The organism is Pseudoalteromonas tetraodonis (assembly GCF_002310835.1).
GTDB lineage: Bacteria > Pseudomonadota > Gammaproteobacteria > Enterobacterales > Alteromonadaceae > Pseudoalteromonas > Pseudoalteromonas tetraodonis.
On sequence record NZ_CP011041.1, the window covers coordinates 2,795,285 to 2,816,396 of the forward strand.

The 21,112-nt window shown below is 40.6% G+C and carries 22 protein-coding genes and 1 riboswitch; of the genes, 9 read left to right on the forward strand and 13 right to left on the reverse strand.

Translation table 11 applies throughout. From position 1 onward, the window contains the following. The first annotated feature begins 40 nt into the window (after window positions 1–40). Both tal and PTET_RS13055 read left to right on the forward strand, forming a co-directional pair. Window positions 41–991: a transaldolase gene (tal, locus tag PTET_RS13050; protein ID WP_076922089.1), complete on the forward strand. Its 951-nt coding sequence runs from the start codon at window positions 41–43 to the stop codon at window positions 989–991. A 226-nt stretch (window positions 992–1,217) separates the two neighbouring features. Continuing rightward, window positions 1,218–1,406 (forward strand): DUF3545 family protein, encoded by a 189-nt coding sequence (locus PTET_RS13055; protein ID WP_008467780.1) that lies wholly within the window; start codon window positions 1,218–1,220, stop codon window positions 1,404–1,406. Window positions 1,407–1,459: 53 nt separating this feature from the next. Here the strand turns inward: PTET_RS13055 and ung are convergent, their stop codons facing one another. The 8 genes from ung to PTET_RS13095 form a co-directional block, all read right to left on the reverse strand. Further along, complete coding sequence (gene ung / locus PTET_RS13060) at window positions 1,460–2,122, reverse strand: uracil-DNA glycosylase (protein ID WP_096038755.1); 663 nt, start codon at window positions 2,120–2,122, stop codon at window positions 1,460–1,462. After that, window positions 2,119–2,967 carry a cobalamin-binding protein gene (locus tag PTET_RS13065; RefSeq protein ID WP_096038756.1) on the reverse strand — a complete coding sequence of 283 codons (849 nt, stop codon included), beginning with the start codon at window positions 2,965–2,967 and terminating at the stop codon, window positions 2,119–2,121. The genes ung and PTET_RS13065 overlap by 4 nt, the downstream gene beginning before the upstream one ends. Further along, window positions 2,967–3,566 (reverse strand): cob(I)yrinic acid a,c-diamide adenosyltransferase, encoded by a 600-nt coding sequence (gene cobO, locus PTET_RS13070; RefSeq protein WP_028835663.1) that lies wholly within the window; start codon window positions 3,564–3,566, stop codon window positions 2,967–2,969. The genes PTET_RS13065 and cobO overlap by 1 nt, the downstream gene beginning before the upstream one ends. Continuing rightward, window positions 3,559–5,040 (reverse strand): cobyric acid synthase, encoded by a 1,482-nt coding sequence (locus PTET_RS13075; protein ID WP_096038757.1) that lies wholly within the window; start codon window positions 5,038–5,040, stop codon window positions 3,559–3,561. Before PTET_RS13075 ends, cobO begins: the two co-directional genes overlap by 8 nt. Next, complete coding sequence (locus tag PTET_RS13080; RefSeq protein ID WP_028835661.1) at window positions 5,040–6,050, reverse strand: FecCD family ABC transporter permease; 1,011 nt, start codon at window positions 6,048–6,050, stop codon at window positions 5,040–5,042. Before PTET_RS13080 ends, PTET_RS13075 begins: the two co-directional genes overlap by 1 nt. Window position 6,051: 1 nt before the next feature. Further along, window positions 6,052–6,864, reverse strand: coding sequence for an ABC transporter ATP-binding protein (locus PTET_RS13085; protein ID WP_036956633.1), 813 nt, complete (start codon window positions 6,862–6,864; stop codon window positions 6,052–6,054). 76 nt (window positions 6,865–6,940) lie between these two features. After that, window positions 6,941–7,078: riboswitch (cobalamin riboswitch) on the reverse strand. A gap of 50 nt (window positions 7,079–7,128) precedes the next feature. Beyond that, window positions 7,129–8,058, reverse strand: a complete 930-nt coding sequence (locus tag PTET_RS13090) for a porin (protein WP_013465822.1) — start codon at window positions 8,056–8,058, stop codon at window positions 7,129–7,131. Window positions 8,059–8,221: 163 nt separating this feature from the next. Then, window positions 8,222–9,091 carry a LysR family transcriptional regulator gene (locus PTET_RS13095; protein WP_013465823.1) on the reverse strand — a complete coding sequence of 290 codons (870 nt, stop codon included), beginning with the start codon at window positions 9,089–9,091 and terminating at the stop codon, window positions 8,222–8,224. A gap of 89 nt (window positions 9,092–9,180) precedes the next feature. Here PTET_RS13095 and PTET_RS13100 point away from each other — a divergent pair, with 89 nt between their 5' ends. Then, complete coding sequence (locus PTET_RS13100) at window positions 9,181–9,555, forward strand: DUF413 domain-containing protein (protein WP_013465824.1); 375 nt, start codon at window positions 9,181–9,183, stop codon at window positions 9,553–9,555. Window positions 9,556–9,641: 86 nt separating this feature from the next. Beyond that, entirely contained in the window at window positions 9,642–10,874 is a 1,233-nt protein-coding gene (locus tag PTET_RS13105; protein WP_096038758.1) for a response regulator, read from the forward strand. 5 nt (window positions 10,875–10,879) lie between these two features. On the opposite strand, the gene rarD is transcribed toward PTET_RS13105, so the two are convergent. Together rarD and PTET_RS13115 are read right to left on the reverse strand one after the other, a co-directional pair. Beyond that, window positions 10,880–11,800, reverse strand: coding sequence for an EamA family transporter RarD (gene rarD, locus PTET_RS13110; RefSeq protein WP_058155227.1), 921 nt, complete (start codon window positions 11,798–11,800; stop codon window positions 10,880–10,882). Between the two features lie 51 nt (window positions 11,801–11,851). Next, the gene (locus PTET_RS13115) at window positions 11,852–12,307 is read right to left on the reverse strand and encodes a thioesterase family protein (RefSeq protein ID WP_028835656.1); all 456 of its coding nucleotides are present in this window, start codon (window positions 12,305–12,307) and stop codon (window positions 11,852–11,854) included. 151 nt (window positions 12,308–12,458) lie between these two features. Between PTET_RS13115 and recQ the strand changes: the two genes are divergently transcribed. The 4 genes from recQ to PTET_RS13135 all read left to right on the forward strand — a co-directional run bounded on the left by recQ (window position 12,459) and on the right by PTET_RS13135 (window position 17,062). Further along, window positions 12,459–14,282, forward strand: a complete 1,824-nt coding sequence (recQ, locus tag PTET_RS13120) for a DNA helicase RecQ (RefSeq protein ID WP_028835655.1) — start codon at window positions 12,459–12,461, stop codon at window positions 14,280–14,282. A gap of 7 nt (window positions 14,283–14,289) precedes the next feature. Next, window positions 14,290–14,574, forward strand: coding sequence for a DUF3630 family protein (locus tag PTET_RS13125; RefSeq protein WP_008110618.1), 285 nt, complete (start codon window positions 14,290–14,292; stop codon window positions 14,572–14,574). Between the two features lie 128 nt (window positions 14,575–14,702). Beyond that, window positions 14,703–16,421, forward strand: a complete 1,719-nt coding sequence (locus PTET_RS13130) for a BamA/TamA family outer membrane protein (protein WP_096038759.1) — start codon at window positions 14,703–14,705, stop codon at window positions 16,419–16,421. Window positions 16,422–16,486: 65 nt separating this feature from the next. Beyond that, complete coding sequence (locus PTET_RS13135) at window positions 16,487–17,062, forward strand: mechanosensitive ion channel domain-containing protein (protein WP_013465831.1); 576 nt, start codon at window positions 16,487–16,489, stop codon at window positions 17,060–17,062. Between the two features lie 98 nt (window positions 17,063–17,160). Here the strand turns inward: PTET_RS13135 and PTET_RS13140 are convergent, their stop codons facing one another. The 3 genes from PTET_RS13140 to PTET_RS13150 form a co-directional block, all read right to left on the reverse strand. Then, window positions 17,161–18,219: a succinylglutamate desuccinylase/aspartoacylase family protein gene (locus PTET_RS13140; protein WP_008110612.1), complete on the reverse strand. Its 1,059-nt coding sequence runs from the start codon at window positions 18,217–18,219 to the stop codon at window positions 17,161–17,163. Beyond that, entirely contained in the window at window positions 18,206–19,111 is a 906-nt protein-coding gene (gene rimK / locus PTET_RS13145) for a 30S ribosomal protein S6--L-glutamate ligase (RefSeq protein WP_008110610.1), read from the reverse strand. Before rimK ends, PTET_RS13140 begins: the two co-directional genes overlap by 14 nt. A gap of 66 nt (window positions 19,112–19,177) precedes the next feature. Next, complete coding sequence (locus PTET_RS13150) at window positions 19,178–19,600, reverse strand: ATP-dependent zinc protease family protein (protein ID WP_008110607.1); 423 nt, start codon at window positions 19,598–19,600, stop codon at window positions 19,178–19,180. Window positions 19,601–20,132: 532 nt separating this feature from the next. Between PTET_RS13150 and zntB the strand changes: the two genes are divergently transcribed. Continuing rightward, window positions 20,133–21,104, forward strand: a complete 972-nt coding sequence (gene zntB, locus PTET_RS13155; protein ID WP_013465832.1) for a zinc transporter ZntB — start codon at window positions 20,133–20,135, stop codon at window positions 21,102–21,104. Window positions 21,105–21,112 lie beyond the last annotated feature (8 nt).

Sequence of the window (21,112 nt, forward strand, 5' to 3'; positions counted from 1 at the left end):
TTAGATTTTCTTTTAACTTGCTTGGAATGAGGAAAAGCAAATGACTAGCGCTCTACAAAGGCTTAAACAACATTCTTCTATCGTGGCCGACACGGGCGATATAGAAGCCATAAAAAAACATCAACCTGAAGATGCGACTACCAATCCATCGCTACTTTTAAAAGCGAGCGAGATTGAAGCTTACAAACCTTATCTAGATAAAGCATGGCAGTATGCAAAAGAAACAGAGCAGCAGCCTGCAAAACAGCTAGAGCTGGCTTGTGATTATTTTGCAGTATTACTTGGTAAAGAAATTAGTGAAATTGTACCGGGTTATATTTCTACCGAAGTTGATGCACGTTTATCATTTGATACCCAAGCAACAATTAATAAAGCACACACGCTATTGAGCCTTTACGAAAAAGAAGGCGTAAGCAAAGACAAAATTTTAATTAAAATAGCGTCAACGTGGGAAGGTATTAAAGCGGCTGAGCAATTAGAAAAAGAAGGCACTAAGTGTAACCTTACTTTATTATTCAGCGATGCCCAAGCGCGCGCTTGTGCTGATGCAAACGTATTTTTAATCTCTCCATTTGTTGGCCGTATTTTAGATTGGCACGTGGCAAACGGTATGGAAAAACCAACCGATCCGCTTCAAGATCCAGGTGTGCAATCTGTACGTAGCATTTTTGAGTTTTACAAACGTCACGACTACAAAACCGTAGTTATGGGCGCAAGCTTTCGTAATACCGGTGAAATTATTGCACTTACAGGATGCGATAAGCTAACAATTAGCCCTAATCTTTTAGAAGATTTGGGTAATTTAGAAGGTGCTGAAGAATACTTGCTAGCAAGTGATATTACTAAAGAGCCAAAACCTGAGCCTCTTAGCGAAACACAGTTCCGTTGGTTACATAACCAAGATGCCATGGCGACTGAAAAACTCGCTGAAGGTATTCGCTCATTTGCAGATGCACAGGAACAATTAGAAGCACGCTTTAAAGCGATGTAACTAACCGCTGTTTTAAGAGTTTAAAAACGTCGCTTATTGCGGCGTTTTTTATACCTGCAATTTTATTTTAAATACTCGCCTTGTCCCCATTTAAGTGCTGTTCTCATTGATCTTCATCAAAATACCACCCGTTAGTAACAGTTTCGTCACATTTATATTCTATTTTATTAATAGCTATGGTATAGATACTGCCGAGGTTCAAAAAGTGGTCAATAGGAGATAATCAATGGATAGCCTAAACGAAATAATAGAGATATTAGAAGGTTCTGATACATCGAAAAAAACCTCTCAAAAAAATAAAAAAAGAAAATGGCGCGAAATAGAAGCAATAAAAGATAAGCAACGTTTGCGTAAAGAACTACAGGAGCTTGACTATTTTGCAGATAGTGTTGCTATTGATGAGTTAGAGTTTTAACCAACATAAGCAACTAAAAAGGCTTTCATAAATGAAAGCCTTTTTTAATTACCCTATACCTGCCAATTAATGGGCTGCGCCCCTTGCGCTATTAACAGTTCATTGGTTTTGGAAAAGTGCTGGCAACCAAAAAAGCCGCGATGCGCTGAAAGCGGCGAAGGATGAGGCCCTGCCAATACATGATGGCGCTGGCGATCAATACTTTTACCTTTTTTTTGTGCATGTGCGCCCCATAAAATAAACACCACACCTTGGCAGTGTTCATTTATATGAGCAATCACATTATCGGTAAATTGCTCCCAACCTAAGTGTTTATGGGAATGGGCTTGCCCTTGCTCTACGGTTAATACAGTATTGAGTAAAAATACACCTTGCTCTGCCCAGCCTTGTAAATAGCCGTGTTCTGGCGTGGTAAAGCCATTAATATCAGTTACTAACTCTTTATAAATGTTTTTAAGCGAAGGCGGGAGCTTTTTAACCTCAGGCAATACTGAAAAACACAAACCATGCGCTTGCCCTTCTCCATGGTAAGGGTCTTGACCTAATATAACCACTTTAATGTCGCTAAGTGGAGTTGCATCAAATGCGCTAAACACCTGTGATTTTGGCGGATATACAGCAGTGCCTTCAGCTCGTTTACTCGCAATATATTCAAGGGTTTGCTGCATATATGTTTGGCTAAGTTCATGGTTTAAAAAAGATGACCAGTTGCTCATAATTGACTCTTAATAAATTCTCTAGATATATCTACTTTGTCACACATCTGCGCTAATCCATCCAACATTCTGGGGGTAAACCGATGTAATAAATCAGCATTGACGCTAATAAACTGCTCATACTTTACCGCAGGAATTTCAGGCCACTGCTGCCAATTAACTGTGGGTATTACCCTTTTTGATTTTTCATCAGGAATAATAATAACTTGTGGCTTAGTAACTATCACGTTTTCGATGCTAATTTGTGGGTAATCTGTGTCGCTGTTTGCAAATACATTGGTTACTTGGCAAGTTTCGATTAACTGATTGATCCATGTCTTTTTTGATACAGTCATCATAGGCTCAGGCCACAACTGATAAAACCCAGTAAGCGTGGTTTTATCTTTCTGTGTAACTTTAATTGCGTTGAGTTTGGCCGTAAATGTCTCGGCTACTTTTTTACTTTGCTCAATATGACCCGTTATTTGACCTAGTTTTAGTATTTCCGAGGCAACCCCTTCAATAGAACTTGGATCACTTAAATATAATTCAATTCCTAAACGCTTTATTTGTGCTAAATCTTCAGCCTGATTACCACTTTTCCACGCAATCACCATGTCAGGTTTTAGCATGAGTAACTTTTCAATAGAAATGCCATTGTAGCCACCAATACGCTCAATTTTAGTCGCCTCTTGCGGGTAATCTGCGTAATCCAGCGTGCCCACTATTAAATCACCCGCCCCAATAGCATATAAATTTTCAACTATGTGTGGTGCTAAAGCCACTATACGAAGCGGCTTGTCAGCTAGGGCTTGAGGTACATTAACAGCAAACAATAACAGCCCAAAAACAATACGCTTTAACATTAGTAATCAAAGCCTTTCAATGCTTTTACGCCCGACTCAAACGCATGTTTTACATTACGTACTTCACTTACCGTATCGGCAAGCTCTATTAAGGTGCGATGCGCAGCACGACCAGTAATAATTACTGATTGCATAGGCGGTCTATTATTTACAGCAACAACCACTTCCTCTAGGTCGATATAACCATAGGTCACCATATAGGTGAGTTCATCGAGTAATACCACATCGATACTGCTGTCGCTTAGCATCCGTTTTGACTCTTGCCATGTTGCTTGCGCTGCCGCGGTATCGGCCTCTTTATTTTGCGTATCCCACGTAAAACCGGTGTTCATAACAGCAAATTCAACCCCAGCACCTTGCAGTAAATTACGCTCACCACACTCCCATGTGCCTTTAATAAACTGACATACCGCAGCTTTTTTACCGTGCCCAACACAGCGTGCAACCACACCAAAACCAGAAGTCGATTTGCCTTTACCGTTACCAGTAATAACCTGAAAAATGCCTTTTTCTCGTTGCGCTGCGGCTACTCGCGCGTCAACCTGTTCTTTTACTTTTTGTTGACGCTGTTGGTGCTTGTCGTTAGTTGATTCAGTCATTGTTATGTCCTTGATAAATTTTAATAATTTGTTCAATATTTAAATGCGCTTTACACATATCAGCTAAGCGTTCTAACTGGCGTTCACGATGCTCATTTATACTAATCGCACTAATTGCACTTTCTGGTTTCACCCACTTTAACAGCTGTTCTGTGGCTGCAGGGCTATCAAACAAGCCATGTAAATAGGTACCAGCAATGGCATTATCGTCACTCACAAAACCATCGGTTTTAAAGTCATTGGGGTGTTTATTAAAGCGAATGAGTGGCTTGTAGAGCGCCTTTCCTTGACTAATACCTGCATGTATTTCGTAGCCATCACATGCAACCTGTTGCTTATTTAAATTAAGCACTGCGCTCACTCGGCTTAACACTTTTTGCTCACCCAATAGCGTATCAAAATCGCTAAGCGCTAAGCCCGTCACTTGCCCCAACGATGACTCCACCCCATTCGGATCACTGATAGTGTTACCCAGCATTTGCATACCACCGCAAATACCCAATACTTTGCCACCATAACGAAGATGGCACTTAATTTGCTGATCCCAGCCTTCATTTTTTAAAAACGCGAGATCGCTGAGTACATTTTTACTGCCAGGTACAATAATTAAATCAACAGCAGGAATTGCTTGTGTATGGCGCACGTAGGTTATATTTATATTCGGGTGTAATCGCAGAGCATCAAAATCGGTATGGTTACTAATATGTGGCAATAACAGTACAGCAATATTTATACTGGCATCGGTCACATTATTATCTATGGCCACAGCATCTTCTGCATCAAGTGCTAAATCGTGCAAGTAAGGTAATACCCCTAATACAGGTTTACCGGTGTACTCCTCAAGCCAATCTAGCCCACCTTGTAATAAACTAATATCACCACGAAAACGGTTAATCACAAAGCCTTTTACTCGTGCTTGCTCAGACTCGCTTAATAACGCCAAAGTCCCGACTAAGTGCGCAAATACTCCTCCTTTATCAATATCGGCAATAATAATAACAGGGCAATCCACTTGCTCGGCGTAACCCATATTTGCAATATCGTTTGCGCGTAAATTAATTTCGGCTGGGCTGCCAGCCCCTTCTACCAGTAATAAATCAAAGCGTTTAGCTAAACGCTTATGCGAGGTTAATACTGCATCCATAGCCACTTTTTTGTAGTCATGGTAAGCATCGGCTTCCATATTGCTGATAGCTCTACCATGAATAATAACTTGTGCGCCGGTATCACTATTGGGTTTGAGTAATATAGGGTTAAAGTCGATTTCAGGTTCAACTTTTGCGGCTATGGCTTGTAATGCTTGGGCTCTGCCAATTTCGCCACCATCGTGCGTTACGGCACTATTGAGCGCCATATTTTGTGGTTTAAACGGTGCAACATTAACCCCTTGGTTAGCAAACACTCTGCAAAGTGCTGCAACTAAGGTGCTTTTACCCGCATCGGAGGTGGTACCTTGTACCATTAATGTTTTCATTATTTACCCACCAGCTGGCGCTTACGAAAATACAAGATACTTAAAAAGAATAGACTACCAATGGCCGCCGTGATCACCCCTATTGGCAGCTCTTGGTTAGCGAGTAATGAACGTGCCAGTACATCGACCCACACCATAAATATGCCCCCGACTAATCCGGTCATTAACAATCCAACACTACTGCCTTGAGAGATAAAAAAGCGCACTATGTGCGGCACCATTAAGCCAACAAAGCCAATTCCACCACACATAGCAACCAACACGGCTGTGATCAATGAGCTTAAAATAAGCATTAAAATTCGAAAGCGATGCACCCGAACACCAAGCGTTGTTGCGCTTTCATCACCTAACAACATGGCATTAAGTTGGCGTCTAAAACCTAACATAATGACTGTACATGTAATGATGACCAAGGCAGGTAATAACAGTGACGGCCATTGCGCCCTAGCAAAACTTCCCAAAGTCCAAAATAAAATAGCCGCGACGGCCTGCGGATCGCTCCAATAAAGTAACAAACTGGTAAAGGCGCTAAATAAAAATGATAAGGCCACCCCAGCCAATAACATCGACTCAACTTGGGCGTTGCGTTGACTGCCAGCAATTAAAATTAATAACCCCATTGCTACTAAACTGCCAATTAAGGCTGCTGCTGATAGCGCAATACCTGCGCCTATTCCAACAAAAGCCATTAATACTACGACTCCTAATGATGCTCCCGACGAAATACCAAACAAATAAGGGTCAGCCAATGGATTACGAGTAACTGTTTGTAATATCAATCCAGCAATCGCTAAACCGCTGCCGGCCAAAAAAGCCAGTAACGTACGTGGCATTCTTAATTCAATAATAATGCGGCTGGTAAATGAGGCCTCGCTTGAAAAAGTTAAGCTATGGTATACATCTGCGAGCGAGGTAGGGGCAGCACCAAAGCTCAATGCCACAAATAAACTAAATACAGCGCATAACAGTGCAATAATTAACGCCACACCATGGTTAGACATAATCGCCATGTTATTGGTATCCATAATAATAGGTAATATGGGGAATAGACTCGCCATTGGACGCCGTTTGAGGGTGAGTATTAACTTGCGCGCAAACACCAAAAACCTCATCAAGCATTTGCTCGGTGATCACCTTATTAGGCTTTCCCGCGCTAGCGATTTCTCCGTTTTTAATAACCACTAACTCATCGCACATGGCTGCCGCTAAATTTAAATCATGAAATGAAGCAAACACAGTAATGCCCAAAGATTTAGCCAGCTCCATTAATTGAATTTGATATTTAACATCAAGGTGGCTTGTGGGTTCATCCATAATGAGTAGCTGTGGTTGCTGCACAATCGCTCTGGCAATAAGCGCTCGTTGCTTTTCACCGCCAGATAGTGAGTCAAATGACTGATTGCTATGAGATTCAAGCCCAACACGACTAATAGCCTGCGCTATTTTTTGTTTATCTGCTTGGGTGGTCGAGCTAAATAGCGTTTTATGCGGGGTAAGCCCTAGAGCTACAACATCGAATAACGAGAGATTAAATTGCGACGGTGTTTCTTGTAGCACTACCGCAACTTGCTTGGCATAGTCTTCGCTTTTTAGCTGCCAAATATCGGTATCGTTAAATTTAATGTCGCCTGCTGATGGCTGATTAAATCGATATAAGCACCGCAGTAAACTCGACTTTCCTGCCCCATTAGGGCCAATTAAACCAATAAATTTACCACGCTCAATGCTCACATTAATGTGCTTAAGAATTAATGTATTGTCCACTCGCCAAGAAACGTTGTTAACGGTTAAAAGCGGTAAGTTTAAAGAGGTGTGAGTGTGCAAAAAATTATCCTAGGCAGGGAAACACCCACACTCAGTACTAATACGTACCAAAAAGAAAATGAGTTAACCCGCTCGTTATATGAAGTTTTAAGGCATTTGTATCTGACTTACAGTAAAACTGATCACAGTTACGGGAATAGTTGAGGAGTTCCACCTCATTCCAAATGCTTGGCTATTATGCGCAGATAAGTAAATAATTTAAAGCAAAAAAAAACCGCACTCAACTGAGTGCGGTTAAAAGGGAGTGTTTTAACTAAGGTTTAGTTAAAACTTATATTCCATACCTAAACCTAGGTAATCTTGGTCAACATTGTTGTCCATATCAAAGCTTGAGTAAAAGCCAAATACTTTAAGGTTTTTGTTTAGCTTATGGTCAACACCTACCGATACCGCGCTTTTATCATCGCTGTCATCAAAATCCATTGTTTGGTATTGCACTTTGAAAGTGTTGCTACCCATAAGGTAAGCTGCATTCACTAAGTAACCGTCAGCCTCAGCGCTGCCATCTACTTTTTCTTGTGTTTGGTACATTGCGCCAAGTCTAAAATCTTCAATTTTACCTTGAACTGTTGCACGCACTACATCGTAACCATTTACTTCGCTATCAGCAGCAATGGCAGCATATACTGCGCTCTTTTTAAGGCCTGCATCACCGTAAGTTAACGCCACTGAGTAGCCATTTTTGGCATCTACGTCGTCTTCTGCAATAAATGACGCTAATACTTTAAAACCTTCATATGAGTTTGAAGCATAAGATACTGAGTTACCTAAACGATTTTCACCTTTAAAGGTATTTTTTATATCACCTTCAAGATCGTTGAAAAGATCTAGTTTCCCCTGCGCTTGCTTAAGCGCGGTGTCGTTGCGGCCTATTACAACCTGACCAAATCCGCCTTTAAAGCCCACATATTGATTACGCGCTGAAATATTGTCGTCATCACCTTTAGAATCGGCATCAGACACATCAACCTGAAATTCAAACTTATAAACCGCTTCTAAACCGTCTGAAATTTTTTCAGACCCTTTAAGTCCGAAACGAGATGCATTACTTTTAATTTCAGTAAACGATCCTTCACCATCGTCAGATGATTGAACGGTTACATTTGCTTTACCGTAAATATCTGCCTCTGCAAGTGCATTAAAAGATAAACCGCTAAGTAGGGCTAAGCATAAGCTCGATTTTGCAAATTTCATGTTATTTCCTCGATAATCACAATAGACTAATTTTTAAAACAGCAGCAGTGTGTCACCACTAAATGACAAAAATATTACAAAGGACACATTTTTGTCTTTTTAAGTTAATAAAACTGCATTAAATCTGAAATCAAAATAACATGTAAAATAAACTGCCTACCGACTACTTACTTTGTTTCAATAAACTCGGTGTCATTTGCGACAACAAATTAACCAAGGTTTCTATCAACTCTTTCTGTTCGTTATCTCTATGATAGGCAACAAATACATCTCTTGAGGTATTTTCTACCCCTTTTACATGAAAAAGTTCGCCTTTTTCTAAATGATCTTTAACTAATACCTGTGGAATAAACGCACTACCGCCACATTGCAGTATTAAATCAAGCGCTATACGCCCTGTACTGGTTCTAAAATAAGGCGGTGTTTTACCGGTAAACTGACGCGCATGCCAAAGAGAAAACGTGGTTCCCCAATCAACATACACATATTGATTATCAAAAAAGTTATCACTGGTTGCCGTATCGTAACCACTCACCGGAATAATAGGCAGTTCACAAATACGTTCAACCACAAGTTCATCAACTTTAGGAGGATCAAATAAAATAGCTAAATCAAGCGTACGCTCCAACAATAAGCGAGTGCTTTCTTGTTGCGCTTTCACTTCTGCCACCAGCGATACACCAGGCATCGCCGATACAATATTTGTAATACCAAACTGTAAAAATGCATCCCAAATATTAGGCGTACCTGCTAAGCTAATTTGCTTATGCATATTATCTGCAAGTGCAACATCCACTTTGGCTCTTTGCATCCCAGTAATAATCATTTGCGCATGCGGTAACAAACGCTCACCCGGTGCAGTGAGTTGAATATTATTACGCTGACGAATAAATAAATTTACGCCTAAGCCCTGCTCTAATTGGCGAATTCTAAAACTCACCGCAGACTGCGTTATATATAGGTTTTCTGCTGCTTTACCAAAATGGCGAGTTCGCACCACTTCAACAAATGTTTTTAATAAATCTATGTCCAATTTTTTATCCTCACGATAAAAATTTTTTGTTTAAAAAAATAGCGATTATGTCCCATACTCCAGCTAATAATTGGTATGAGGGTACAGCTATGAGCAATGATATTTCACTACTTCGTCAAGCATTCGTAAGTCAACGTCAATTTTATGATGACCAAAACTTTCCACGCGGATTTAGCCGCAGCGGACACTTTACCCTGTTAGAGGCAAGTATTTTAGAACAGCACGGTGTTGTTTTAAAAAGCCTGTATAACAAAACAGTTGAGCCACAAAACGAACATCAGCAACAGTTTGTAAATGCTGTCAGTGGCATAATAGAGCCAAGTAACCCAATTGAGCGAGCATGGGTTAAATATTTAAAGCTAACAACCTGCAAAACAAAATTCCATACATTATTTGGACGCTCAAAAATTTCAGGGCCAACACCAATAAGCCAAGATTATTATTCTGAGGCAGACAATATATAAGTCACTACAATAGTTGCTTTTTGGCGTTTTAGCAGTTACAACTTGTATAAGCAAACACTTTTGCAAAATTTAAACAAGGCTGTTACTTGACGCACAGAATACTTATTGTTGAAGACACTCCTACTATTGCGCGAGTGCAAAAGCATATCGCGCAAAAAGTCGGCTACGAGGTTGATATTGCTCAATCCTTGGCTGAGACTAAAGAGCTTATAAGTAAGCACTATTACTTTTGCGCAGTGGTCGACTTTATATTACCTGACGCGCCACAAGGTGAAGCGGTTCCATGCACCATTGCAGCAGATATTCCTACCATAGTGATGACAGGCAATATCGATAAGCATACCCGTGATACAGTTGAAAAATACCCCATAATTGATTACATCATCAAAAGCAATAAACAAGCCTACGAGTATTTAGAGAAGCAGCTTTACCGCCTACCTCGCAATAAGCATGTAAAAGTATTGGTTGTTGATGACTCTGCGTCAACACGCCAATACATATGTAGTTTATTAACACGTCACAAATATCAAATATTACAAGCAGCCGATGGCCTAGAGGCGCTTAAAGAGCTTGAAAGCACCCCCGATATTTCTGTGATTATTACCGACAAAGAAATGCCTAATATGGGCGGTATTGAGCTGTGTAACGAAATTAGACGCATTTATAGTAATAACGAAAAAGCCATTATTGGTATTTCAGGCGCTACTTCGTCTAATTTATCTGCCTTATTTTTAAAAAATGGAGCAAATGACTATTTATACAAACCATTTAACAGTGAAGAATTTTACTGCCGGCTAAGCCAAAACGTCGATATGCTAGAGCATATCGAAACTATAAAACGACAAGCCAATACAGATTACTTAACTAAACTCCCTAATCGTCGTTACTTTTTTGAAGAGGCTAACAAGTCATTAAAGCAGTTTAAAAAAGCAAAAGCACCAGCCATGTTAGCTATGCTTGATATTGACCATTTTAAAGCTATTAATGATACCTATGGCCATGATGCCGGAGATGAAGTGCTTAAAGGGCTGGCTGTATGCTTTAATAAATATTTTGAAAACCAATTGGTTGCCCGTTTAGGCGGAGAAGAATTTGCGGTATTTTTTACTGAACTGACCGAACAAGAAGCGCTAAAACGACTAGAAAGCTTTCGATTATTTATTGAGCTTAATAGCCATGAGTTTAGCCAAGCACAAATCAAGTTTACGCTGTCGATAGGCTTCAGCCACAGTGAAACCTATCAAATTGACGAACTATTAAAACAAGCCGACTTAAAGCTCTACAAAGCTAAAGAGTCGGGTCGTAATAAAGTGGTTTAGTTTAACTAAACCACACCTGAGGCGACAATGGCTGCTTTTCTGCGTTTACGCGACTGATGGTATGAATCCCAACTAAAAATAGCCAGTGCACTCCAAATACACGCAAAGGTAATTACACGCTCAGCATCAAACACTTCACCATAAAACACCACGGCTAAAATAAACATTAAGCTAGGCCCTATGTACTGAAAAAACCCAAGCGTAGTGTATTGCAATCGCTTAGCCGCGCCGGTAAAACACAGCAATGGCAGTGTAGTCACTATACCTGCACTTACTAATAGCGCATTAGTTAGCCAATCATTCGCTGGTAAATTAGACGTTTCAGTCGGCACCATTAGCCACCAATAGGTAAGCGCCACGGGTAACAATATTAATGCCTCAATTAAAATCCCAGGCAAGGCATCAACCTGTAGTTTTTTACGTAATAGGCCATATAACGCAAAAGAAGTCGCTAACGAAAATGCCACAACCGGAAATGAACCAAAACTAATTAACTGTAATAAAACACCTGTAAAAGCCAAGGCAACAGCAGCTCCTTGCAACTTACGTAACCGCTCGTTTAAAAACACCATACCAAGTAATACATTTAACAAAGGATTGATATAGTAGCCTAAGCTGGCATCTAGCATGTGATTGTTATTAATAGCCCATATAAACAACCCCCAGTTAAACCCCAATAAGGTCGAGGTAACAACTAGCATCAGAATTAATTTAGGTTGGATTAAAATGCGTTTAATTTTATCCCAGTAGTTGAGCACACTCACCACCAAAATAAGAAACATCACTGACCAAATAACACGATGCATTAAAATTTCAAATGCTGATACATGTTGGATCATCTTAAAATAAATGGGTGCTAGGCCCCACATAAAAAAGGCGAGGCAGGCAAAAATGGCGCCCTTTCGCTGCTCGGTATCAATCGACATAGTAACCACTTGATGATTTAAAAGGCCGTAAGTTTAACCCCCTCTCACTTTTTAGCCAACTAAATACGTGCCCGTTCCAAACGCTATTTGTACCGACTGCTCGTTATGTAACTCCATCCGGCACACGCACACTTTATTTCCTGAGCGAATAAGTGTGGCGCTGGCAATAAATACCTCCCCTTTACCTGGGCGTAAATAATCAGTACGTAAATCTATGGTGCCCAGTGTTGCTAACTTTTTATGCACACTGGGTAAGTCGGCATCGTCTAGTTTTCCTATTACACTTGCTGCAGCAAGCATTCCGCCTACATTGTCGAGCACCGCAGAAATCACTCCACCGTGAAGAATCTTTTGCGCCGGATTACCAATTAATACGTCTTGCCAAGGAAATGATATTTTAGCTTGTTCAGTACTAAGTGACTCTACTGCTATTTTTAAAAACTGGTTAAAGGGCATGTTATTAACAAACAGCGCCCCTACTTGATCGATCAACATTTCTTTATTCATTGTTATTCTCTATGTTTACAGTGGTACGATGAGTAAAGCACAGCTTGAGGCTATTGTAACCCCCTGCAGATTTTAGTTTATCACTACAGATGTGTGTACCAAGTAATGAAAGCTAAAGACATCCTGATAAAAAACCACTAAAATAGCGCCGATGAATACACTAACTCCTTCTCCTAATACGCTTGTGCGTAAACCCGAAACTGTACTCAAACAAGTGTTTGGTTACAGTGAATTTCGCGACGGTCAAAGTGCAGTAATTGATGCCGCTATTAATGGCCAAGATTCATTAGTATTACTGCCCACCGGTGGTGGTAAATCGGTGTGTTACCAAATACCCGCGTTGGTATTAGAGGGAGTCACCATTGTTATTTCTCCGCTGATCTCTTTAATGCAAGATCAAGTCACCCAGTTACAAGCACTGGGAGTTAAGGCCGCTTATGTCAATAACAGCCTAGCTCGCGAAGAACAACAATTAGTGTATCAGCAATTGCATCAAGGGCTGATAAAGCTACTTTATGTAGCTCCTGAAAAAGTGCTACAACGCGACTTTTTAGAGCGGCTCTCTCATTTGAATGTGAGCTTGTTTGCTATTGATGAAGCACACTGTGTTTCTCATTGGGGTCACGATTTTAGACCGCATTATTTTCGTTTAAATGAGCTTAAACAACGCTTTGCACATGTGCCTATGATGGCACTCACTGCCACTGCCGATAAAGCGACTCGCTTTGATATTGTTGAGCAACTCAAGCTACAACAGCCCTACATTCATACCGGCAGTTTTGATCGCCCTAATATTCGTTACACCATAGAAGAAAAATTTAAACCTATGGTGCAATTACTACGTTATTTGAAAGAGCAAAAAAATCAAAGCGGTATTATTTATTGCACCAGCCGCAAGCGAGTTGATGACATTGCTGAAAAGCTTGCCGATGCAGGTCTTAATGCGGCGGCTTATCATGCGGGAATGAGCAACGAACAGCGTCAATTTGTGCAAACTGGATTTGCCCGCGACGATATTCAAATTGTGGTTGCCACCGTTGCCTTTGGTATGGGAATTAACAAGCCTAACGTACGTTTTGTATTACATTACGACATTCCAAAAAGTATTGAAGCGTATTATCAGGAAACCGGTCGCGCTGGACGTGATGGACTCGCTGCAGAAGCCATTATGTATTTTGACCCCGCTGATATAGGTCGGGTTAGACGCTTTTTTGAAGATATTGACGATGAACAACGCCGCCGCGTAGAAGAGCAGCGCTTTAATGCCATGGCCAGCTTTGCCGAAGCACAAACGTGTCGTCGTCAAATATTATTGAACTACTTTAGTGAGTACCAACGCGAGCCCTGTGGGAACTGTGACATTTGCTTAAATCCACCTAAAAGTTTTGATGGCACATTAGTCGCACAGCAAGCGCTTTCATGTGTGTATCGCGCGCAACAACGATTTGGATTGGGTTACATTGTAGAGTTATTACGCGGCGCGAATACTAGCCGCATTCGTGATAACAATCACCATGAACTTAGTACCTATGGCATAGGTAAAGATAAAAGCAGTGAATTTTGGCTTAGTATTTTACGCCAACTTATTCATCAAGGGCTATTAAGCCAAGATATAACCCAAGGCGCTTCATTGCGTTTAACTGAAGCTGCACGCGCTATTTTAAAAGGTGAATATGCGCTGCAATTGGCCGAGCCTCGCTTACAAGCTAAACACGTTTATCAGGATAAATTAGCGCAGTTTAATTACGATAAAAAACTATTCGCTCGCCTGCGTGCATTGCGTAAAGAGTTAGCCGATGCCGATGATGTGCCGCCTTATGTAGTATTTAACGATAAAACGCTAGCCGAAATGGCGCAGCTTATGCCCACTAACGACAGTGAATTTTTAAAAGTGTCGGGGGTTGGTTTTACTAAATTAAACAAGTATGGCGGTGAGTTTTTAACCGCAATCCGACATTACCTAGCAACGCAATAAGCCCCTTATGACCGAACTTGAATACGATCACACACATCAATGTATTATTATTAAACCGACAGAGCTGCCGCACGATGAAGACTTTGAATTGTGGGGAACGTTATTTTTGCACAGCGATGAAATTAGCATTAATGAGTATGCCGCTGGGGCAGATCGTCATCAACTGCGTTTTAACTATGCTAACCACACATTTAATTTAAATTTTGAGCATTACAGCCAAAGTGTGTGGATTAATGGTGAAGGACAAGATGCCGACAACCTATTGGCAGCGTTAACATTTTATTTAACTTAAATGCATAGCTAATACCTTATAATCGCTATAAAAATAAAACTAAATCTGTCTTTTACTTACATATCAATAACAATGATGTAAGCTAAGGGTAAGTGTTTTATTTTGCAAAATAGCGCTAAAGAGGATCAATGTTAAATAGAAAATGGATTGCACGTAGTTGTTTTAGCCTTTCTATTTCGAGTATGTTTATGCTCAGCGTTTGCGCGCAAGAAGCGCCACTAGCCCAAAGCTGCCCTAGTGACGACTCATCACAAACTCATGAAAATAATTTGCGTCGTCAAATTACATCTCAAACTCCAACACTCACAGCACAAAGTAACACTAAAATTGCCTCCATCACTTTGCAACAGCTTAATGTATTTAATACTGAACTAGAGGCTGAGAACAATGCATTATTTCGTTTTGCCAATCGAGCACACATACAAACCGAGCCTGAGGTAATTAAGAGTATTTTACTGTTTAAGTCAGGCGATACCTTTAATCCAAAAGCGCTGGCCGAATCTGAGCGGTTACTGAGAAAACAAAGTTATTTATATGATGCACAAATTATTGCTGACGAAAATTGTGATGGAAATATTGATGTAACAGTAATTACTCGAGACTTATGGACTTTACTGCCCGAACTTAGTTTTAGCCGTAGTGGTGGTGAAAATAAATCAAGTATTGGTTTTCGCGAATCTAACTTATTTGGTTGGGGCAAACGGTTATCGTTTGCACGTAAAACAGACAGTGACCGAAATGGTTATTTATTTGTTTACGATGATCCTAATATCTTATCAACTCGCTACCGAGGGCGTTTAGAGTATGCCGACAATAGTGACGGTAAAAGTCATTTAGTTGAACTAACCTACCCGTTTTATGCCATCGATACGCCCTATAGTTATGGCGCCCTGAGTTACTCAACCCAACGAGAAGAAGCCTTATACATCAGAGGTGAAAAGTTTAGTGAGTTTGAACAAAAAACCGACCTAAACCAGGTGTTTTTTGGCCATTCTAAAGCCCTTAGTCATAACTGGACCCAGCGCTTGAGCCTTGGTTATATTGATGAGCAACACACTTTCAAAGCGATTGATTCTACCACTACAGCAGTGGCTGAAAACAGAAGCTTAAGTTACCCCTACATCAGCGGCCATTGGTTTGAAGATAACTTTATAAAAGTACGTAACTTTGACAGTATTTATCGTACTGAGGATTTAAATTTAGGCTGGAATATCAAAGCCACCCTGGGCTACTCCGATGAATCAATGAGTAACGACGATAGCCGCGCTGTGTACTCGTTTAATTTTAACAAAGCCCATTTTAGCACTAACCATACCCTTTGGCGTTTTCATGCAGATATTCAAGGCTATTGGAATAACGAGAAAAAACAGCTCGAAAACTTGCTCACTACTAGCCAAATTCAATATTATTTAAATACCAGTATTGATCAATCTTGGTATGTAAAAGCAAGGCTGCAATACGCAAAAAACCTCACTAATGATAAACAGCTCACCCTAGGGGGCGAAACTGGACTTCGTGGCTATCCTATGGAATTTCAACATGGGGATCGGAGTTTTTTAGTCACTTTAGAAAAGCGCTATTACTGGGAATATGACTTACTACAGCTGTTTAAAGTGGGAGGGGCGGCCTTTTTAGATATTGGTCGAGCTTGGTATAACAACGACTCGAACACTCAGTATCAAGTTGAGAACACCCCAGTGCTAAAAAATGTGGGCTTAGGTTTGCGCCTTGCGCCAAGTCGCGCCAATGCGGGTACCATGATCCACCTTGATATAGCCGCGCCACTAAATAAATATGATGATGTTGACTCGGTACAATGGCTGCTCAGCGTCAAAAATTCTTTTTAAAATCACTACTGCGCGCCTACGTTAAACGTTACACTTTGCGCCTATCATTATTGTGAGAATACATTTTGGAATTAATCACCCTTTTAGAGCTTTTGGGCACACAATATAAACTTATCGTGACCGTGATTGCCCTTTTGAGCTTTCCGCTACTATTAAAAGTAACTAAAAAATTACTCGAAAAAGCTATCAGAGGTAAAATCGATTTACACCGAAAGTACCGTGCAGAGCTACTACTAAAAATAATACTCGCCTTTGTGATGCTGTGTTTAGTATTAGTTTTTTGGGGAATAGAACTGCGTGGTTTACTGGTATTAGGCTCTTCTTTATTTGCCATGCTAGGCGTTGCACTCTTTGCGGCGTGGTCATTGCTGAGTAACTTAACCGCGTTTTTACTGATGTTTATTCAAAATGACTGCCGTGTAGGTTATTGGGTGAGAATTGTGGATGGAGCTAACGCCATTGAAGGGCGTATTATCGAAATGGGGCTGATGAATGTCTTACTCGAACACGTTGATGGCCACAGAGTGATTTACCCTAATAACTTATTTGTTACCCGCCCGGTGTTAGTGCTTAATACGGAGCCTAAACCAACAAAAGCACCTAAAATTAAACGCATTATTGGCCCTAAACCGCGTAGCTAAACAACACCTATTAAAAAACCGCGTTAGCTTAAAACTAAGGCGGTTTTTTATATCTACAGATAGAGTCATACCAATTCACTTAATTGAGCAAATTGGTATTAATTATTTAGTTCAGCCGTTTTCAGCTCATCATCTAAATCATTTATCTCATCAATAAACGTTTCTAACTGCTGCTCTACCAAACTATTTGCATGCGCAAAATAAGCAATATGGAATACGGCATCGCCTTCATTTACCAGTGGCATAGTTTGCTGGCCAATAATAATACCACTTCGAGGAGCAAGGAGTTCAAGTTCTGAATCGCCAAGCGGACTGCTAATATAAGCAAGCACTTGCCCTTTCATTACTCGCTCACCTAACGATACTTGCGCTCTTACTATGCCGTCTACTTCAGCACGCACCCAACTAGTGGAGCTTGCAATCACAGGATCAGGCAGTTTTTTAGGGCGTTTACCGCGTATCATTTTTAAATGCCGCATCACATAATCAACCCCTTGCACGCCTGCAGCAATCGCAATAGGGTCAAAGCGCAGTGCTTCACCCGCCTCATAAGTAATAACAGGTATACCTAAATTCGCGGCTTCACTACGCAGCGAGCCATTACGTAATGACGCATCTATAACCGCAGGCGTACCAAAGGCTTTAGCCATTTGCGCTGTTGCTTCATCGGCTAAATTAGCACGAATTTGCGGTAAGTTAGTACGGTGAATCGCCCCCGTATGCAAATCAATAATATGCGTACAATGCACAGCTACTTGGTTAAAAAACATATACGCCATGCGACCTGCTAATGAACCACGCTCAGACCCCGGAAAACTCCGGTTCATATCGCGGCGATCGGGCAGATAACGCGATTTATGAATAAAACCAAATACATTCACAATCGGAACCGCAATTAATGTACCACGCAGCTGATTAGGGTCGATTTTAGCCAGTAACTGGCGCACAACCTCAACCCCATTTAGTTCGTCGCCGTGTATAGCCGCACACACCATCAATACAGGGCCTTCCATTACACCGTTAACCACTTCAATAGGAATATTAAGCGGTGAATGAGTGTAAAGCTTTGCAGCTTCTAGCGCGAGTGTTTTACGTTCACCTACACCAATACTTTCACCTAATAGGGTGAAAGGTCGGTTAATTTTAACCTTTGCCACGAGTTGCCGTTCCTTTACTTGCAGCATTTTTCTCGATGAAATCAATCACCATGCCCGCAATATCTTTACCTGTTGCCACTTCAATCCCTTCAAGGCCTGGCGATGAATTTACTTCCATAACCAAAGGACCACGAGATGAGCGAAGTAAGTCAACGCCAGCAACGTTTAAGCCCATTGCTTTTGCCGCTGCAACCGCTGTTTTACGCTCTTCTGGCGTAATACGCACCAGTGTAGCGCTACCACCACGGTGAAGGTTTGAGCGGAACTCGCCTTCCTGTGCTTGGCGTTTCATTGCAGCAATCACTTTATCTCCGAGTACAAAACAACGAATATCCGCACCACCCGCTTCTTTAATATATTCTTGTACCATGATATTGGCTTTTAAACCCATAAACGCTTCAATAACACTTTCAGCCGCTTTACGTGTTTCAGCAAGTACCACACCAATACCTTGAGTGCCCTCAAGTAGCTTAATAACGACCGGTGCGCCACCTACCATTTCGAGTAAGTCTTTTACGTCATCTGGCTTGCTAGCAAAGCCTGTTACTGGCATGCCTACGCCTTTGCGTGATAATAATTGTAGAGAACGTAATTTATCGCGCGAACGAGAAATAGCCACAGATTCATTAACCGGATAAACACCCATCATTTCAAACTGGCGTAATACAGAACAGCCATAAAAAGTAACTGATGCGCCAATACGCGGAACAATGGCATCAAAATCTTTTAGGTTTTCGCCGCGGTAATGGATTTCAGGTTGATCTGAGTTTATATTCATATAACAACGTAGCGCGTTAATCACTTTTACTTCATGACCACGTTGCTCAGCCGCTTCAATTAAACGACGCGTTGAATATAAATTTTTGTTGCGAGATAAAATACCAATTTTCATAGTTAAAACCTTAACTAAATTATGTTGAGCAAGCACATATAAGTATGTTTGCTACTCAAGTAATTCTTATAATAAATGTGATAAAGCCGGATCAACGACTATACGATTTTCCATAGCTGTGCGTCCTAATAACATTCTAAACTTCATTGACGCACGACTTGTTAATGTAATTTCTATTGGCCAACTAAATTCGCCAGCATGTAATGTAGTTTCAATAAAGTAACGCAATTCTTTTTGGCCACTAGAGCTGGTAACGTACTTCATTTTTTTAACTTTGGCATTGCAGGTAATTTGCGTTTGCTCGTCTTCTTGCAATGGTTGGGCTATAAATTTAACCCATTTTTCGCCTTCCACTTCATATTCTTCAATATTAATTGCATGAATACAGGAAGTACGCGCACCGGTATCTATTTTTGCTTTAATTTGCTCGATGCCCAGCTCGGGTAAACTCAACCACTCACGCCAACCAACTGTTATTTTTGTCGTCATAAATGTGCCCTTAGTAAAAAAAGTGTTTTATACGCTACAGCAAATAAAACACCAACAAAATAAATTAATCTACTCGATAAGCCGATTTGATTGACCTTTTAAGTTAACTCGTTTAACAATGCAGCTCTTACGTATGCATTTAACCATAAGCTAAAACATAAGTTTTTGTTGCTAAACTCAGTTTAACATATACAAAGTAAAGCTAAATTTTATTTATTTAACTAGGGTCTGTTGACCTTTACGAATTAATATTTGTTCAAACTAGGGGCAATTTAATCGCGGCGCGAGGTTTGTAACCTAGTGGGCTAAGTAAAAATCGAGCAACAAAGAGTTAACTGCCCCTAGGCAGAACCCTTCGGGCAGCGCCTATTTGGCATTGATGCTGTGTTATCGTCTATGTATGGGGAATAACCACACTCTGCCTTGCCTAAATACCAAATAGACTGCTGAAAATTTAACCTTGAAAGATAAACAGATCCTAAATACATTACAGTTAACTGTATTAAAAATATACTATCGATGAGAAATTATTATGATTAATGGCTTACTTCATGCGCTTATTCTTGATGAAAAAGGCGGTGCACGCCCCATAGAAAACAGCAAGCAATTACACCAATGGCAACCTACTGATGGAAAACTGTGGGTGCATATGGACTACAGCCAAACAGATGCGGTGGATTGGTTAAAAAACTGCGGGCTGTTAAACGACTATGAACTGGAATCACTCACTGCTGATGAAACGCGTCCACGAATAACGCCAACAACTAATGGCCATATGTTATTTTTACGCGGGATCAACTTAAACCCAGCACAAAGCCCTGAAGACATGGTATCTATTCGGTTATTTATAAATAACGATGTGGTGATCACCACGCGTAAGCGCCGATTATTATCAGTGCAAGATATTCTAGCCTCGTTGAATAATAATGAGGGACCATGCAGTATTTCTGAATTGGTGTGTACATTAGCGCACAAGCTCACTTCACGTATGCAAACAGTAATTGATGAGCTAGATGAAAGCTTAGATGATTTTGAAGAGGAAATTGATGAGCCCAGTAAAAAGTTTGATAACCAAGGCTTGTCGCAACTTCGCCGTCAAACCATCGCGCTAAAACGTTACTTAAAACCACAAAAAGAAGCACTCAGTAGCATGGTTAATAATCATTACCCATGGCTTTTTGACGATGATAAAGCCAAGCTAAATGAAACCACCAATTTACTTATTCGCTATTTAGAAGAGCTCGATAGTTCAATAGAGCGCGCACTTGTTATCCAACAAACCATTACAAATCAGGTCTCTGAGCAATTAAATCAGCGGATGTATGTAATGTCGGTGGTAGCTGCTTTATTTTTACCGCTGGGCTTTTTAACGGGATTATTGGGGGTCAATGTCGGCGGTATACCTGGAACAGAAAGCCCCTATGCATTCACTGCATTTGTGGTGTTTTTAATTGTTTTAACTGGTGGGATTGGTATTTACTTTAAAAATAAAAAGTGGCTGTAATTATAATA

Excerpts from the sequence above, each read along its gene's own strand:
- PTET_RS13080 (WP_028835661.1), bottom strand. The coding sequence starts at position 6,050 with ATGGCGATTATGTCTAACCATGGTGTGGCGTTAATTATTGCACTGTTA.
- PTET_RS13115 (WP_028835656.1), bottom strand. The coding sequence starts at position 12,307 with ATGAATAAAGAAATGTTGATCGATCAAGTAGGGGCGCTGTTTGTTAAT.
- ung (WP_096038755.1), bottom strand. The coding sequence starts at position 2,122 with ATGAGCAACTGGTCATCTTTTTTAAACCATGAACTTAGCCAAACATAT.
- cobO (WP_028835663.1), bottom strand. The coding sequence starts at position 3,566 with ATGACTGAATCAACTAACGACAAGCACCAACAGCGTCAACAAAAAGTA.
- rimK (WP_008110610.1), bottom strand. The coding sequence starts at position 19,111 with ATGAAAATTGGTATTTTATCTCGCAACAAAAATTTATATTCAACGCGT.
- PTET_RS13100 (WP_013465824.1), top strand. The coding sequence starts at position 9,181 with ATGAGCAATGATATTTCACTACTTCGTCAAGCATTCGTAAGTCAACGT.
- zntB (WP_013465832.1), top strand. The coding sequence starts at position 20,133 with ATGATTAATGGCTTACTTCATGCGCTTATTCTTGATGAAAAAGGCGGT.
- PTET_RS13065 (WP_096038756.1), bottom strand. The coding sequence starts at position 2,967 with ATGTTAAAGCGTATTGTTTTTGGGCTGTTATTGTTTGCTGTTAATGTA.
- tal (WP_076922089.1), top strand. The coding sequence starts at position 41 with ATGACTAGCGCTCTACAAAGGCTTAAACAACATTCTTCTATCGTGGCC.
- PTET_RS13150 (WP_008110607.1), bottom strand. The coding sequence starts at position 19,600 with ATGACGACAAAAATAACAGTTGGTTGGCGTGAGTGGTTGAGTTTACCC.
- PTET_RS13090 (WP_013465822.1), bottom strand. The coding sequence starts at position 8,058 with ATGAAATTTGCAAAATCGAGCTTATGCTTAGCCCTACTTAGCGGTTTA.
- PTET_RS13055 (WP_008467780.1), top strand. The coding sequence starts at position 1,218 with ATGGATAGCCTAAACGAAATAATAGAGATATTAGAAGGTTCTGATACA.
- recQ (WP_028835655.1), top strand. The coding sequence starts at position 12,459 with ATGAATACACTAACTCCTTCTCCTAATACGCTTGTGCGTAAACCCGAA.
- PTET_RS13130 (WP_096038759.1), top strand. The coding sequence starts at position 14,703 with ATGTTAAATAGAAAATGGATTGCACGTAGTTGTTTTAGCCTTTCTATT.
- PTET_RS13125 (WP_008110618.1), top strand. The coding sequence starts at position 14,290 with ATGACCGAACTTGAATACGATCACACACATCAATGTATTATTATTAAA.
- rarD (WP_058155227.1), bottom strand. The coding sequence starts at position 11,800 with ATGTCGATTGATACCGAGCAGCGAAAGGGCGCCATTTTTGCCTGCCTC.
- PTET_RS13075 (WP_096038757.1), bottom strand. The coding sequence starts at position 5,040 with ATGAAAACATTAATGGTACAAGGTACCACCTCCGATGCGGGTAAAAGC.